This window comes from uncultured Methanobrevibacter sp. (genome assembly GCF_902784195.1).
In the GTDB taxonomy this organism is placed as follows: Archaea; Methanobacteriota; Methanobacteria; order Methanobacteriales; family Methanobacteriaceae; genus Methanobrevibacter.
The window spans coordinates 22,130-35,960 of the sequence record NZ_CACZTX010000012.1 but is presented as its reverse complement, the minus strand read 5'-3'; the positions used below and the strand labels follow the sequence as shown (position 1 = coordinate 35,960).

At 32.6% G+C, this 13,831-nt stretch carries 15 protein-coding genes; 9 read left to right on the top strand and 6 right to left on the bottom strand.

Annotation, left to right across the window (positions count from 1 at the left end; translation table 11 throughout):
• Window positions 1-601 precede the first annotated feature (601 nt).
• The 4 genes from pdxT to QZU90_RS08795 all read right to left on the bottom strand — a co-directional run bounded on the left by pdxT (window position 602) and on the right by QZU90_RS08795 (window position 3,523).
• The gene (gene pdxT, locus QZU90_RS08810; protein WP_296856724.1) at window positions 602-1,192 is read right to left on the bottom strand and encodes a pyridoxal 5'-phosphate synthase glutaminase subunit PdxT; all 591 of its coding nucleotides are present in this window, start codon (window positions 1,190-1,192) and stop codon (window positions 602-604) included.
• A 38-nt stretch (window positions 1,193-1,230) separates the two neighbouring features.
• Window positions 1,231-2,115, bottom strand: coding sequence for a pyridoxal 5'-phosphate synthase lyase subunit PdxS (pdxS, locus tag QZU90_RS08805; RefSeq protein ID WP_292893900.1), 885 nt, complete (start codon window positions 2,113-2,115; stop codon window positions 1,231-1,233).
• Between the two features lie 209 nt (window positions 2,116-2,324).
• Window positions 2,325-2,459 (bottom strand): hypothetical protein, encoded by a 135-nt coding sequence (locus tag QZU90_RS08800; protein ID WP_296856720.1) that lies wholly within the window; start codon window positions 2,457-2,459, stop codon window positions 2,325-2,327.
• Between the two features lie 281 nt (window positions 2,460-2,740).
• Window positions 2,741-3,523 (bottom strand): methanogenesis marker 8 protein, encoded by a 783-nt coding sequence (locus tag QZU90_RS08795; RefSeq protein ID WP_296856718.1) that lies wholly within the window; start codon window positions 3,521-3,523, stop codon window positions 2,741-2,743.
• A gap of 128 nt (window positions 3,524-3,651) precedes the next feature.
• On the opposite strand from QZU90_RS08795, the gene QZU90_RS08790 reads away from it, so the two are divergent.
• A complete protein-coding gene (locus QZU90_RS08790) occupies window positions 3,652-3,990 on the top strand; it encodes a helix-turn-helix domain-containing protein (RefSeq protein WP_296856716.1) in 339 nt (112 codons plus the stop codon).
• A gap of 33 nt (window positions 3,991-4,023) precedes the next feature.
• Here the strand turns inward: QZU90_RS08790 and QZU90_RS08785 are convergent, their stop codons facing one another.
• Window positions 4,024-4,152, bottom strand: coding sequence for a hypothetical protein (locus QZU90_RS08785; protein WP_296856713.1), 129 nt, complete (start codon window positions 4,150-4,152; stop codon window positions 4,024-4,026).
• Window positions 4,153-4,320: 168 nt separating this feature from the next.
• Here QZU90_RS08785 and QZU90_RS08780 point away from each other — a divergent pair, with 168 nt between their 5' ends.
• The 4 genes from QZU90_RS08780 (at window position 4,321) to QZU90_RS08765 (ending at window position 8,708) form a co-directional block, all read left to right on the top strand.
• A complete protein-coding gene (locus QZU90_RS08780; protein WP_296856711.1) occupies window positions 4,321-5,586 on the top strand; it encodes an aldo/keto reductase in 1,266 nt (421 codons plus the stop codon).
• A 164-nt stretch (window positions 5,587-5,750) separates the two neighbouring features.
• Entirely contained in the window at window positions 5,751-6,539 is a 789-nt protein-coding gene (gene surE, locus QZU90_RS08775) for a 5'/3'-nucleotidase SurE (protein WP_296856710.1), read from the top strand.
• A gap of 68 nt (window positions 6,540-6,607) precedes the next feature.
• A complete protein-coding gene (locus QZU90_RS08770) occupies window positions 6,608-7,345 on the top strand; it encodes a 6-hydroxymethylpterin diphosphokinase MptE-like protein (protein WP_296856709.1) in 738 nt (245 codons plus the stop codon).
• A gap of 244 nt (window positions 7,346-7,589) precedes the next feature.
• The gene (locus tag QZU90_RS08765) at window positions 7,590-8,708 is read left to right on the top strand and encodes an ORC1-type DNA replication protein (protein ID WP_394350210.1); all 1,119 of its coding nucleotides are present in this window, start codon (window positions 7,590-7,592) and stop codon (window positions 8,706-8,708) included.
• A gap of 118 nt (window positions 8,709-8,826) precedes the next feature.
• On the opposite strand, the gene QZU90_RS08760 is transcribed toward QZU90_RS08765, so the two are convergent.
• Complete coding sequence (locus QZU90_RS08760; protein WP_295607008.1) at window positions 8,827-9,294, bottom strand: archease; 468 nt, start codon at window positions 9,292-9,294, stop codon at window positions 8,827-8,829.
• 255 nt (window positions 9,295-9,549) lie between these two features.
• On the opposite strand from QZU90_RS08760, the gene QZU90_RS08755 reads away from it, so the two are divergent.
• The 4 genes from QZU90_RS08755 to QZU90_RS08740 all read left to right on the top strand — a co-directional run bounded on the left by QZU90_RS08755 (window position 9,550) and on the right by QZU90_RS08740 (window position 13,822).
• On the top strand, window positions 9,550-9,738 hold the full coding sequence (locus QZU90_RS08755) for a hypothetical protein (RefSeq protein ID WP_295607006.1): 189 nt from the start codon (window positions 9,550-9,552) through the stop codon (window positions 9,736-9,738).
• A gap of 531 nt (window positions 9,739-10,269) precedes the next feature.
• The gene (locus QZU90_RS08750) at window positions 10,270-11,718 is read left to right on the top strand and encodes an RtcB family protein (protein ID WP_296856707.1); all 1,449 of its coding nucleotides are present in this window, start codon (window positions 10,270-10,272) and stop codon (window positions 11,716-11,718) included.
• A gap of 116 nt (window positions 11,719-11,834) precedes the next feature.
• Complete coding sequence (gene mtnP, locus QZU90_RS08745) at window positions 11,835-12,608, top strand: S-methyl-5'-thioadenosine phosphorylase (protein WP_296856705.1); 774 nt, start codon at window positions 11,835-11,837, stop codon at window positions 12,606-12,608.
• Between the two features lie 503 nt (window positions 12,609-13,111).
• Entirely contained in the window at window positions 13,112-13,822 is a 711-nt protein-coding gene (locus QZU90_RS08740) for a hypothetical protein (RefSeq protein ID WP_295606998.1), read from the top strand.
• Window positions 13,823-13,831 lie beyond the last annotated feature (9 nt).

The following is a 13,831-nucleotide window of genomic DNA, read 5'->3' as shown; positions in this document are numbered from 1 at the left end:
TTGATTTTATCAATATAATCTTTTCTTTGAATAATCATTAAAATCACACTTCTTTTTATAATTATTAATTTATCATAACTATCATATAAAGTTTTCAGTATAATGAAAAGTAAATAATAAAATCAATATTGTTTTCAGTTAAATGAAAATCAATATGAAAATTAGAAATAAATTTCAAACCAATGAAATTAAAAATATAAATATTGAAAGTAAAGAAATCAAATTAATCTTTGTTGCATATCAATATAGCTTGGTTCATTAACTTCATTTACAACATCACCCCATTTAACATCCCCAATCAGCAGAGGCGAATTTGGATTATGTAACTTCTGGTTCCTTTTGACCAGCTCCATATTGCGTTGGCATAATAACATTAAATTTATAATCTCTTCTAATTAAATTTCATCACTCAACAAGAAGTCTAAGATATTCATATTTCGTATTCCTCTCTTGACATATTAAACTCATCAATGGATATTATATATTTTTGGATAATTGTCCTTAACCAGAATCATGGGAGGAATTCCCTTTCAATTGTTTCTTCATGAAAAACCTATATGGATAAGTATAAGTTTACAATTTGATTAACTTCTAAAAGCAGTCAATGGTTCAGACTTGTTAAAACTTCTTCAATGAAATATTCATGAATTAAAGTGTCCTCTGTTAATTCTGGATGAAATGAAATTGCAATGTTGTGTCCTTGCTGAATGGCTATTATTTCACCATCAAATTCTGACAATATCTTAATATCATTTTTGGACCCATCATAAGATTCAAGTGCCGGTGCTCTAATAAACACACCAGAATACTTTTGATTTAATATTTCAATTTTCGCTTCAAATGAATCCTTCTGCCTTCCATAGGTATTTCTTTTAACAGTTATGTCCATAAGTTCAAGTAGTGGCTGGTTGAAATCTGTTTTTTTGCCAAGAAGCACCATTCCAGCACAAGTTCCAAAGACAGGAATATTATTTTCTTTAATAACTTTATCAATACCCCTTTCCTTAATGAGCTTGCCAATTACAGTACTTTCCCCACCAGATATGATTAATCCATCACATTTTTCAACATCATCACTGTATCTTACTTCTTCCACTTCTATATCGAGTTTTAAGTTTTCAACAGTTTTTCTTGTCATGTCAAAGTGTTCTGAAACTGCACCCTGAAGATTTAGGATTCCGATTTTTACCATCTAAGCACCTTAAAAAATAATTAAAAATATGAGGAATTTTAAATTCCCCTGTCCTGCATTCTGTCGGATTCGCTCAAAGTTGACATTTCCAGACCTTTCATGGCCTCGCCCAATCCTTTGGATACTTCCGCCAATACTTCAGGCTTGTCGTAATTTGCAGTTGCTTCAACTATTGCTTTTGCAAATGCTTCAGGATTGTTTGACTTGAATATTCCTGATCCCACAAAAATGCCGTCGGAACCTAACTGCATCATGAGTGATGCGTCAGCAGGTGTTGCAATTCCTCCTGCAGCAAAGTTGACAACAGGTAATTTGCCCAATTCTGCAGTTTGCTTTACAAGTTCAATTGGAGCTTCGATGTTTCGCGCATATTTCCAGAGTTCCTCTTCCTCCATTCCCTGTATTGTTCTGATTTCTCCCATCACCATTCTCATGTGGCGAACTGCTTCTACAATGTTTCCTGTTCCAGGTTCTCCTTTGGTACGAATCATAGCTGCACCTTCGTCAATTCTCCTTAGTGCTTCACCAAGGTTACGTGCACCACATACGAATGGTATTGTAAATTCCTTTTTGTTAATGTGATATTCTTCATCTGCAGGTGTCAACACTTCACTTTCATCAATCATGTCAACTCCTAGGGTTTCCAATATTTGCGCTTCTGCAATATGACCTATTCTTGCCTTTGCCATTACAGGGATGGATACTGCATCAACCACCTCTTCAACAATTGTTGGATCAGCCATTCTGGCCACTCCCCCAGCTGCACGAATGTCTGCAGGTACCTTCTCAAGTGCCATTACTGCCACCGCCCCTGCATCTTCTGCAATTGAAGCCTGTTCTGCATTCACTACGTCCATAATGACTCCGCCTTTTGTCATTTTGGCAAAACCTTCCTTTAACACATCTGTTCCCTTTTCTACCATGTTAATTTCTCCGCCATAATATAATATAACAATTGATATATTGATTTTAATAATATATAAATGTTAAGTTTTTACATAACATGTTTTAAATGAAATCGAAGAAGTTTAAAACTTCTTCATCTTTATTTTTAATAATTTTTAAACATTTCGCTGAAAAAAGTAATATTAAAAATTCAAATTAATTGATAACCTCTAGAACTTACATATAACTAAAATAACTTTTGTTGTGCATCAATATAGCTGGGTTCATTGATTTCCTTTACAACATAACTATCTTTAACCTCACCAATCAGCAATGGCGAATCTGGATTATGCAACTTTTGGTTCTTTTTTACCAGCTTCATGTTGCTGTTGGCGTAACAGTATAGAAATTATCTACTGCTTTTTGATTTTTTTATTTCATTCATTACGAACGAATAATGCTTGAAAAGTAGGTGAATTATCTACTACTATTTTAATGAATTTTGTTTCATAAGTAAATCAACCCAGTTCCATCAATTGACAAGCAAATTTATCATTTAATCTGAAGTTAAAGTTTATCCTTCATTTTTAAATAATACTTCATTTTTTTGAAGTAACATTATTAACTACATCTAAATGAAGTACTTCAAATTGATAAATGAAATTAGATTAATGGCTTAGGACTTTGAGTGAAATCCTGAGGATACTTTTTTTCACATAACTCATATCCAATATATTCCAATCTTTCATTGAGCAATCTTTTTCCATTTTCGGTTACTGCATACAATGGAACTTTTTTTCCAGCATAATATGGTTTTCTTTCTTCAGCAGTTTCCCGTATGTTTATGGAAGAGCATCCTGAAATCACATCAGCATAATCAAATAACATCTCCGCCTCTTTTTTGGAAACGTTGGTTGTATGTGCTACAAAAATATATATGTTGACATCTTCAGGTTTTGGATACTGCCTTAAATCCTTAACCATTTCTGTTGGAATAATTGTTATCGCAATGTTTTTATATCCTCTTTCAATTGCCATTTCAAGACCTTTTAATGGATTCAACTCTGCAGTTTCAGGATTTAAAACATTTTCTCTTCCAACTTTATCCATTACCTCATCAATTGGAGTGGTGCTTATCAATGCGGAAACTCTTCCTCCAACTCCCTGAACAAGCTCAGCGTCATCAATAAGCAATGTCCCTACTCCCTCACATGCTCCAACCACACAATCAACATTGCCATTGATCATGTTGGTTTTTAATGTTTCGCTGGTTCCAAAGCTCATTGTGTCTTCAACATCAATTGACCTTTGTGGAGTGCACATTCCAAATTCATCTATTCTTTTGTTAATGTTGGATTTGATGAATTCTTTTGTCAAAGTTATTTTCCCGTTTTCTATTACGACTTCAGCTTTTCCTAATGCTTCAATTACATGTCTGTCATTCATACAATCACCAGATAACAAATGTTATATACAATGCTTTTTAAATAGATTTTGTAAGGAAAAACTCACAATAGGTCAAAAAGATGAAAAAAATTAAAGATTACGATGACAATTGCCCCATAGACGATACATTGAAATTGATATCCAAAAAATGGGTGATATTTATCATCAGAGACATATTCTTAGGAAAAAAGCAATTCAGCGAATTTCTAGAAGAAAAAACACTAAGCAACAGAGTACTGACAGATACACTCAAATTCATGGAAGACAATGATTTAATTACAAAACAAGTTTTTGAAAATGACATCAAAACTGAATATTCACTAACACAAAAAGGATTCAATCTAAACAAAATTCTCTATAATATGCTGGAATACGGCCTCAATGAAGTAAACAGCGGAAATCTATCTGAAAAACAAAAAGAAGAATTATTAAATGAGTATGAAGTCCTTTTTAAAACCAATGATTAATTTTAACGACTATTCTCATAACATATTAGAAAATTATAAAAATTTTTTAGTTTCTTTTAAAAATTCTTCGGCCTGATTAATTCTTTTTTTAGCTAAATCTTCCCCAATAGAGTCTATTGCAGAATAATCCGCATCTTCCCTGTCTGATTGAGCATTAGTCAAATATTTATACACATTATATCTGAATATATGTTAAAATTCTACGATTTGAACGAATTTCCAAAACTTTAATCACTGAAGAAAATAAAATTAGTATCTGTAGTGAGAGAAAAGTAGTAGATAATTTCTATACTATTGGCATAATATTATTAGTATATTTAAGGGGTTTAAATGGTTAAAAGACTAGTTAAAAAGAATGGAGATGAAATATTTCCTCTTGGTATAGGTGCGATGAGACTTCCTACCAAGAATAATTCCATTGATAGGGAAAGCGCTCAGGAATTTATCTTATTTGCAATTGAAAATGGGGTAAATTACATTGACACTGCCTATGCATATCATGGTGGAGAAAGCGAATCATTTTTAGGAGACATCTTAAGCTTGACTGGTGCTGATGGAGTGAAATATAGGGATAAGGTTAAATTATCCACTAAATTGCCTTCTTGGATGGTAAGGTCAAGAGAGGATATGGATGCATTTTTAAATGAACAGTTAAGAAAGCTCCAGACTGATTTCATTGATTACTATTATGTTCACAGCGTTGACTTGTCAACCATTTTGAGACTTAAGGATTTGGGACTTTACGAATTTTTGGAAAGTGCAAGAAATGATGGCAAAATCAGAAATATTGGTTTTTCATATCATGGGTCTCCACATGAATTCAAAACTCTAATCGATGATTTCCCTTGGGATATGGTGCTTGTTCAATACAATTACTTGGATGTCAATGCACAGGCAGGAATTCGTGGAATTCAATATGCATATGAAAATGACATTGCAGTATTTGTTATGGAACCTTTAAAAGGAGGACTTCTTGCTGGGGAATTGCCTCAAGAGGTAAGTGCTTTGTTTAATGAAGTAGACTCCAATAAATCCTCTGTAGATTGGGCTTTAAGTTGGGTTTTCAATCAAAAGGAAATTACTTGTGTACTCTCTGGAATGGGTTCTCTTGATCAGATGAAAGAGAATATGGCCATTGCAGAAAGGGTTGAAATTGATTCGTTATCTGATGCTGAGATTGAGGTATTGGATAAGGCACAAGGTATTTTCAATTCAATGATGAAAATCAATTGCACTGGCTGTGGATATTGTCTTCCTTGTCCTAGAGGAGTAAATATTCCAGATTGCTTCAATGTTTATAATGAAAAGTATCTATTCAATAAAAAGGCATTTGGTGTACTTCCACATGCTATGATGAATTATTATATGGTTGTTGGTGGAATAACCAATAAGCAAGCAAGTGCAGGGCTTTGCAATCATTGTGGCAGATGCAAGAGGTTATGTCCTCAGTCTCTTGACATTCCGAATGAATTGGATAGGGTAAAATCAGAATTTGAACTCTTGGGATTCAATTATCAAATCAAGTTTGTAAAGAATGTTGCAATGCCTTCAATTAATAAAATATCTAAAGTTTTTGACTTCTTTAAGCATTTTTAGATATTTTATTTTCTTTTTTTAATTAATTTTATTTTTTAACTATTCTATCTATTTTTTTATTTAATTTCTATTTTTTTATGAAATCATTTAAGAATTTATAAGTATTATTAAAAATAAAATATATTTAAGAAAAAACTTAAGAAAAAATTTTATGAGGTCTTTTTATGAAAAACATTTTAATATCAAATGATGATGGTGTTCTTGGTCCAGGTATTCTGGCTAATAAACAGGCACTTGAAGGCTTTGCTAATGTTACTGTTGTAGCACCTCAAGAGAATAACAGTGCTGTAGGTCGCAAAGTCAATATCATGAAGCATATGTATTTGAAAGAGTATGAATTGGCTGATGACAGCATGGCTTACGGCTTGTCTGGAACTCCTGCGGATTCTGTTAATGTAGGTATTAATTATGTTTGCGATGAAAAGCCGGATCTTGTTGTAACTGGAATCAATCCAGGAATCAATATAAGCAGATTCCAAATCACTACCTCTGGAACAGTTTGTGCAGCACTTGAAGCAGTTGGACTTGGAGTGCCTGCAATTGCCTGCTCCTTGTTCTTGGATGATGATTGCTTTAAGCAGGATGAAGAGGGCAATTGGTATGTGGATACAGATTATAGCTTTGCTCAAGAGATTCTTGCTAAATTGGTTAAAAAGGTTTTGGATGAAGGGCTTCCCGAAGGAGTCGACTTATTTAACTTGAATATTCCATCCAAGCCATTGTCTGATAAAATTAAGATAACAACTCTTGCAGATAGAATGCTTCATTTTAATATTCTTGAGAGAGTTGATGAGGATGGAAATGATACAGTCATGAATGTCCCTCAATTGATTGAAGAATATGAAGAGGGAACCGATGGATACTGTTTATTGGTTGAAAGAAGGCCTAGCTTGACTCCTTTAAGCGTTAATTTTGGAGGCAAAATCACTGGATTGGAAGATTGGGAATTTTGATTTTTAAATTGTCATATTTTTAAAGTATAAGATTTTTAAATTATAATCATTAATTATAAGGTGTAAATATGGATTTTAATGAATGGGAAGGGTGGTATAAAGAAATTCTTGATACTCTTGGTTTTTCAAGGGAAGGGGATGAGAACACTGCAGCATTGTTGGATAAGATTCTTGATGAGAAAGGTTGCTTGACCATTGAGGAATTCTTTGATGAGATTATGGAGAAAAAAGACACTTCAAAATTCATTGTTGTTGGTGCAGGCCCTTCCATAAAGAAACATATTAAATATGTAAAGGAAAATTATGACTTGAATGACTATATCCTTGTTTCTGCAGATGGTGCTACAACTGCAATGCTTGAAGATGATCTTGTTCCAGACATTGTTGCTACTGACTTAGATGGTAAAATGGAAGATTTATTGGCTGCAAATTCATTAGACTCTTATTTTGTTATTCATGCTCATGGAGACAATGAAGAGCTCATTGTGAAGTGGACAACTAGCTTTGATAAGATTCTTGGAACTACCCAATCCAAACCTGTAGGTCATTTATACAACTTTGGTGGATTTACTGATGGTGATAGGGCAATGTTCTTCACTCTTGCATTAGGATGTGAGGAAATGATTCTTGCAGGAATGGATTTTGGAACAACTGTAACCAAATATTCAAGACCTAACATTGAAGGAGCAACAGGTCCTGCAGATGAGGTTAAAACCAAAAAGCTGATTTTTGCAGAAAGATTGCTTGCTTGGATAAAGGAAAATGCTGATGTAAATGTGATTAATTTAGTTGATATTGCTAAATAATCCTTTTTCTTTTTTTTTTAATTGTTTTAGTTATTTTATTTTTTCACTTTCTTTATTTTCTTATTATTTTATTCTTGCATGTTTTTTTCTCATTATTTTATTTTCTTATTTGCTTGTTTTTCTAGATTTTTTCTTATTCTATTTTTTCAATAATTTTTATGAATTTTCTTTTTTTATTAAAATTTGTATGTCATTATTCAAAATTAAAGAACTTTTTTATATAAGTTAACATATAATAAACTATATGGCAATAGAAGATATTTTGATGGGAGATGAAACATTATTCCAAAACATAAATGCATTTAATCCTGATTATATGCCTGAAAACTTTAATTTTAGGGACAGCCAAATGGAAGGAATGGCTATGTGCATTAGGCCAGCTATTCAAGGCGGTCGCCCTACCAATTCAGTGATTATGGGTTCATGCGCTACCGGGAAAACAACAGCGCTTAAAAAGGTTTTTGAATTGGTTGAACGCACCACGGATAAAGTGGTTTGCTGTTACATTAATTGTCAATTGCACACAACACGTTTTGGAATCTTTTCTCAAATTCATAAAAAATTATTTGGACATCAACCTCCAGAAACTGGAGTTCCTTTTTCAAGAGTGTATGAAAAAGTTATGAACAGGCTTTCTGCTGACAATAAAGCATTGGTTGTTGCTTTCGATGATGTTAATTACTTATTCCAAACACAACATGCAAATAAGATATTTTATGATATTTTAAGGGCTTATGAGGAATTTGAAGGTGTAAGAACAGGTATTTTTGCAATTCTTTCAGATTTGGAATTCAGATATGCTCTCGATAAGAATGTAAATACTGTATTCATTCCTCAAGACATTACATTCCAGCCATACACTTATTCTGAAATATTCAGTATTCTCCAAGATAGGGCTAGAGCCGGATTTTATCCTGGAGTGATTTCAGATGAAATCATTGAAGAAATAGCTAATCACACCATTGAAGTGGGAGATTTAAGGGTTGGAATTGACCTTCTTAGAGTATGTGGTAATATTGCAGAAGCGAATGCAAGCAGATCCATTACTTTAGAGCATGTTGAAGAAGCAGTATCCAAACAAGGTTCCATTAATTTGATGGAAACCATAAATTCCTTAAATGACATTGAAAGGACTTTGCTAAGGGCAGTTGTTGATAGTGATGAAATCTTAACTGCTGGTGACTTGTCTAAACAGTTTAAGGAAGAAGCAGGAGTTAGCTATGCTACATTCAACAGGACTCTTGAAAAACTTGAATTCTTAAGATTGGTGGACACTAAGTTCACTGGAAAAGGAGTTAGAGGAAATTCAAGGGAAATCATTTTAAGATTTGCTCCTGAGGATATTAAACGCTGCAATCTTTAGATTTAATATCCTACTTTTCAAACTTTTAAAAAAAGTTTGATCAAAACTGTTTCTTTTTTATTTTTTATTATTCTTAATTAAAATTCTATTTTTTATTATTTTCAAAATGAATATAAATTCATAAGTCTAAAATAGCTCTAAGCTTAAAGACTCCATTATCTTCTTTTACACACATTTTATGAAAAGTGATGGCTTTAACTTCGGATTTTGGGCTATGGACATTCCAATCTATTTCCTCACCGCAAGCAAAACAAGTCAATTTATAATTTTCTAGATTGGAAGACTCATCATCAACTATTTTTTCAATATTCACTTTAAAATCAGAAAAGAACAGGAACTCTGTATCCTGCAGGAACAAAAGCTCTTCTAAATAATCATATAAAAGAGAAACCAAATCCTCTGAAACTATTTCAAATTCTCTAGATTCCTCTTTTTTTACTTTGCTTATATCAGTTATAACATTGAACATAGCGAGTCCTGCATTTTCGTATGCCTCTTCTATGGATTTCCCATAGGCATAGAATCCAATGTCTGCAGTGACATCAAAATAATCATATTTATCTGTTTTTGATTCATTATTCTTCATAGCTATGCACCAATATTATTTCATTATTAAGTTTATTATTAATTCTACCAATTAATTATTTAATTTTAATATTATATAAACTGCTTGAAAACCAATTGGAAAATTGTTTTCATTCCCAAATAAATACACTTGAAATCCAACCCCATATTAGTTTTCAAATGCTCTCTTTCTCTTTTTTTATATATGCTTTAGAACTTAGTAGTATTACAGAGAGAAAATTTATAAGAAAACTTAAATTAAAAATGAGGTGAAAAAATGATAAAACATACTAACAATAATTGTGACTTAAGAAGAAAAACCAGTATTATGGATCCTATGAACTTCCACAACCTTAGAATTGACTTTAAAGATTGCATGGTAATATTTGTAGTTCTTACAGTATTACTTTTATCTATTTTAGCTGTTAGCGCAGCTCCAAGCCCAGAAATGATGAGCTGGGTATAATTAAACAAATGAAACCAAACCCATTGTTTATTAAAGGATGTAACCATATAGGATAAAAACTACTAAAGATTTATGAATATTATCGTGCAATTTCTTAAAAAGAACATCTCATAAATATTTAGATTTTTATAAATTACATAGTTTACATCCTTTAATCAATGTGTTTTTAAAATTAAATTTTTATTTTTATTTTATCATTTTTTAAACACTAAAAACTCAATAACCATCATTTAATCCTTTACACCATACATCAATTTTTACTTTTTTTAGATCCATTTGATTGTGTAATTTTTAAATGCATTTTTCAAATATTCATTTTTTGATTTTGTTAGTTTTAATTTCAACAATTAATTTTAAATGTATTATAAAACATAACTATAATATTATATTAGAAATTATATTAGAATTTAATTAGACTTTAATTAGAATTTATATTAAATATAATTGAAATTCATAATTTTTATACAAAAAATTTTATACAAACTTATTATTTAATATTAAATTTTTATTTTAACTTATTCCGTGATATTTATGTCAGTTAAAGAAAATCTTGAAAAGGTAAGAGACAATGTATGGGAACTTCCAAGTAGCTATAGAAAGGAAATGAGAGTTCCTGGAAGATTGTATCTTGATGATGAATCCGTTAAGGATATTGAAGAGGGAGCTCTTGAGCAAGTGGCAAATGTAGCTTGCATGCCAGGTATTCAAGGTGCATCAATAGCTATGCCAGACATTCACTTTGGATATGGTTTCAGTATTGGTGGTGTAGGAGCTTTCAATTACAATAATGGTGTTGTAAGTCCTGGGGGAGTAGGTTTTGACATTAACTGTGGAGTTAGAATGCTTAGAACTAACTTAACAGAAGACGAAATCAAACCTAAGCTTAAGGAACTTACTGAAGTCTTATTTAAGAACATTCCATCAGGTGTAGGAAGTAAAGGTCAAATCAGACTTAAGGACAATGAAATCAATGAGGTTTTAGACTACGGTGCTTGGTGGGCTGTAGAACGTGGATTTGGTTGGGAAGATGACCTTAAGTTCTTGGAAGAAAACGGCAGAATGAAGGATGCTGAATCCGCTGTTGTAAGTGATAAGGCTAAAAAAAGAGGAATTCCTCAATTAGGTTCATTAGGTTCCGGAAACCACTTCCTTGAAGTTCAAAAGATTGAAGAGATTTATGACGAAACTGTAGCAAAGGCATTTGGTCTTGAAGCGGGATCAATAGCTATTATGATTCACAGTGGTTCAAGAGGTTGTGGACACCAAATCTGTTCTGACTATTTAAGGCAAATGGATAAGGCTTATAGAAATTATAAAATCAATATTCCTGATAGGCAATTGGCTTGTGCACCTATTGATTCCAAAGAGGCACAAGGTTACTTGAAGGCTATGGCTGCTGGTGCTAATTATGCATGGGCAAATCGTCAAATGATGTCCCATTGGGTTAGAGAATCATTTGAGGAAGTGTTCTCCCGCAGTGCTGATGATATGGGCATGAGCACCATTTACGATGTTGCACACAACATCGCTAAAAAGGAAGTTCATAAGGTAAAAGGTTCCCATATGGAGGTTCTTGTTCACAGAAAAGGAGCTACTCGTGCATTTGGTCCTGGAAGACGTGAAATTCCTAAGGAATACAGGGATGTAGGACAACCTGTATTGATTCCTGGAACTATGGGCACTGCTTCTTACATTTTGCACGGTACTGATGTTGCTATGGAAGAGACCTTCGGTTCAACCGCTCATGGTGCAGGAAGAGTCCTATCAAGAACTGCTGCTAAAAAACAATTCACCGCAGAAGGAATCAAGAAGGAATTGAATGCAAAAGGAATTCATGTAAAAGCAAATTCCGCTCCTGTTTTAGCTGAAGAAGCGCCAGGTGCTTATAAAAACGTTGATTCAGTTGTTAAAACATCTCATGATGCAGGAATTGCTAAATTAGTTGCAAAAGTTGTTCCTTTAGCAGTTACAAAAGGATAATATTATCCTTTTCTTATTTTATTTTGAATTTTTAATTAATTTATTAATTTATAAAATAATTGTTTTATTAATTTATTAAGACAATTATTATTTTTTATTTTTATTGAGGTTATCATATGATTGGAATTATTGGTGGTAGTGGAGTAGAAGAAATAAGTGAATTGGCAGATGCAACTGAAACCAAAGTTATTGAGACTGAATATGGCTCTGTTGAGGTTTCCCTTTTAAGCATTGGGGACAAGACAGTTGCTTTCTTGCCAAGACACTCTGCAGGTCACACTTGCCCTCCACATAAAATCAATTTTAAGGCAAACATCATGGCACTTAAGGAGATAGGTGTTACCCAAATCATGGCTACAAATGCTGTAGGTTCACTTGATTTGGATATTGGTCCTGGATCCATTGTTCTCCCAGATGACTTTTTGGATTTCACTGTAAATAGGGATAGGACTTTCTATGATAATGAGGTTATTCATATAGATATGACTGAACCCTTCTGTAACAGATTAAGAGGAGCTATTTTGGCTAATTCTGGATGTGTAAATGGGCCTGTGGTTGATGGAGGAACAATTGTATGTACCGAAGGACCAAGATTTGAAACTCCTGCTGAGATTAAAATGTTTAGCATACTTGGAGGATCAATTGTTGGCATGACCACCTTGCCTGAAGCGGTTCTTGCAAGGGAAAAGGAAATGTGTTATGCTCCTATAGCTGTTGTTTCCAATTATTCAACTTCCATTTCCCCCACTAAATTGAATACTGATGAGGTTTATGGGATAATGGCTAAAAAGAAAGGGGAATTAATTAAATTATTGTTCAACACAATCAAGGAATTGTCAAAAGAGTGTGATTGTGAGTGTCATCACATTTTAGATGATGCTCATATGTAGTTAAATTTTTTTTATAATTTTAATTAATTTTTTATTTTTAACTATTTTTTCTTATTTTATTGTGCTTTTTTTAGCTTTAATTTTATTTTTTTCAATAAATTCAAAACCTTTATATGCAACCAAGTTTATATAATTGTTACCATATCAACCACATAATCTAAAATTTTCAATCATGTTAAAACGAGGGTGTTTTCATGTTTGGATTTAGTTATTATAGATTTAATGAAGGGGGCATGAATCTATAATTGTGGTTGATTACACCAATAGATCATCATAATAGAGTTTCATCATATTAAATCACTCCTATATTTCGTTTGTTCATAGTATCAACTCATTTGTGCCTTTGTATTTTGTTTGCATTTTTTAGTTATGATGATTTTTTGGGAGAACTTGGTTGGGATATTATTTAATAGGTTTCAAGGGGGCCTATTTTATAATTGGGTGGGTTGTTCTTATTTAACGTATTTTGTTGTCGAATGAATTTTCATCTGTGAGGTGTTTTAATGAATGATTTTGGTTTAGTGCAATTGATTTGGATTAAGAGATTGGTAAGTGAAACAGCTAGGATAAATACTTTAATTGAATGCAACAGATTATCTGAAAGAGACGTGAACAGATATAAATCTGTCATTTCAGCTATTGATGACTTCTGTGCATTTGTAATTAACTCCCAAAACTGGAGAGATTTCAAAAATATCTCAAGCATTGTTGATGAAGTTGAAATGGTTTTGTTCCAACATTTCTATGAACAGATAGGTGCTTTTGAAGATGAGGAAGTTCATTTGGATTTATCTGGTGGTGATGAAGTCAATCTCAGATTTGAAAATCCATTCATTGAGAATCAAAGGTTTGGTGTAATTGATGATAATGATTTTGAAAAGGTTATCAATGGGCCTGTATTGGAAGGGGATATTGTTGAAATCCCTAATGAGTTTGAATTTGAAATAAATGATGAAAATCCATTATTGGAGCTTTTTGACATGAAACCTGATGAATCCCGTGAGATTTCTGTAGTGGATTTTATAAAGATCCTTACTCAAAATCAAGAAGGCCTCAGTTTCACTTTGGCTCCAGAAGCATTTCCAGATGAAGAGGATATCTTAAGTGAAGATGAGGAAGTTTCATTGGAGGAATTCATTGCACACCTTATTGATTTCAGCTCTTCAAAAGGCATGGACTTCGGCATATTTGATTATAATGATGATTTTGATTAAATGAATTCA

What these genes read in the sequence shown, in the direction of transcription:
- QZU90_RS08770 (WP_296856709.1), top strand. Translation starts at nt 6,608, where the DNA reads ATGGATTTTAATGAATGGGAAGGGTGGTATAAAGAAATTCTTGATACT.
- surE (WP_296856710.1), top strand. Translation starts at nt 5,751, where the DNA reads ATGAAAAACATTTTAATATCAAATGATGATGGTGTTCTTGGTCCAGGT.
- QZU90_RS08760 (WP_295607008.1), bottom strand. Translation starts at nt 9,294, where the DNA reads ATGAAGAATAATGAATCAAAAACAGATAAATATGATTATTTTGATGTC.
- QZU90_RS08780 (WP_296856711.1), top strand. Translation starts at nt 4,321, where the DNA reads ATGGTTAAAAGACTAGTTAAAAAGAATGGAGATGAAATATTTCCTCTT.
- QZU90_RS08755 (WP_295607006.1), top strand. Translation starts at nt 9,550, where the DNA reads ATGATAAAACATACTAACAATAATTGTGACTTAAGAAGAAAAACCAGT.
- QZU90_RS08740 (WP_295606998.1), top strand. Translation starts at nt 13,112, where the DNA reads ATGAATGATTTTGGTTTAGTGCAATTGATTTGGATTAAGAGATTGGTA.
- QZU90_RS08795 (WP_296856718.1), bottom strand. Translation starts at nt 3,523, where the DNA reads ATGAATGACAGACATGTAATTGAAGCATTAGGAAAAGCTGAAGTCGTA.
- mtnP (WP_296856705.1), top strand. Translation starts at nt 11,835, where the DNA reads ATGATTGGAATTATTGGTGGTAGTGGAGTAGAAGAAATAAGTGAATTG.
- QZU90_RS08800 (WP_296856720.1), bottom strand. Translation starts at nt 2,459, where the DNA reads ATGAAGCTGGTAAAAAAGAACCAAAAGTTGCATAATCCAGATTCGCCA.
- pdxS (WP_292893900.1), bottom strand. Translation starts at nt 2,115, where the DNA reads ATGGTAGAAAAGGGAACAGATGTGTTAAAGGAAGGTTTTGCCAAAATG.
- QZU90_RS08750 (WP_296856707.1), top strand. Translation starts at nt 10,270, where the DNA reads ATGTCAGTTAAAGAAAATCTTGAAAAGGTAAGAGACAATGTATGGGAA.
- pdxT (WP_296856724.1), bottom strand. Translation starts at nt 1,192, where the DNA reads ATGGTAAAAATCGGAATCCTAAATCTTCAGGGTGCAGTTTCAGAACAC.
- QZU90_RS08765 (WP_394350210.1), top strand. Translation starts at nt 7,590, where the DNA reads ATGGCAATAGAAGATATTTTGATGGGAGATGAAACATTATTCCAAAAC.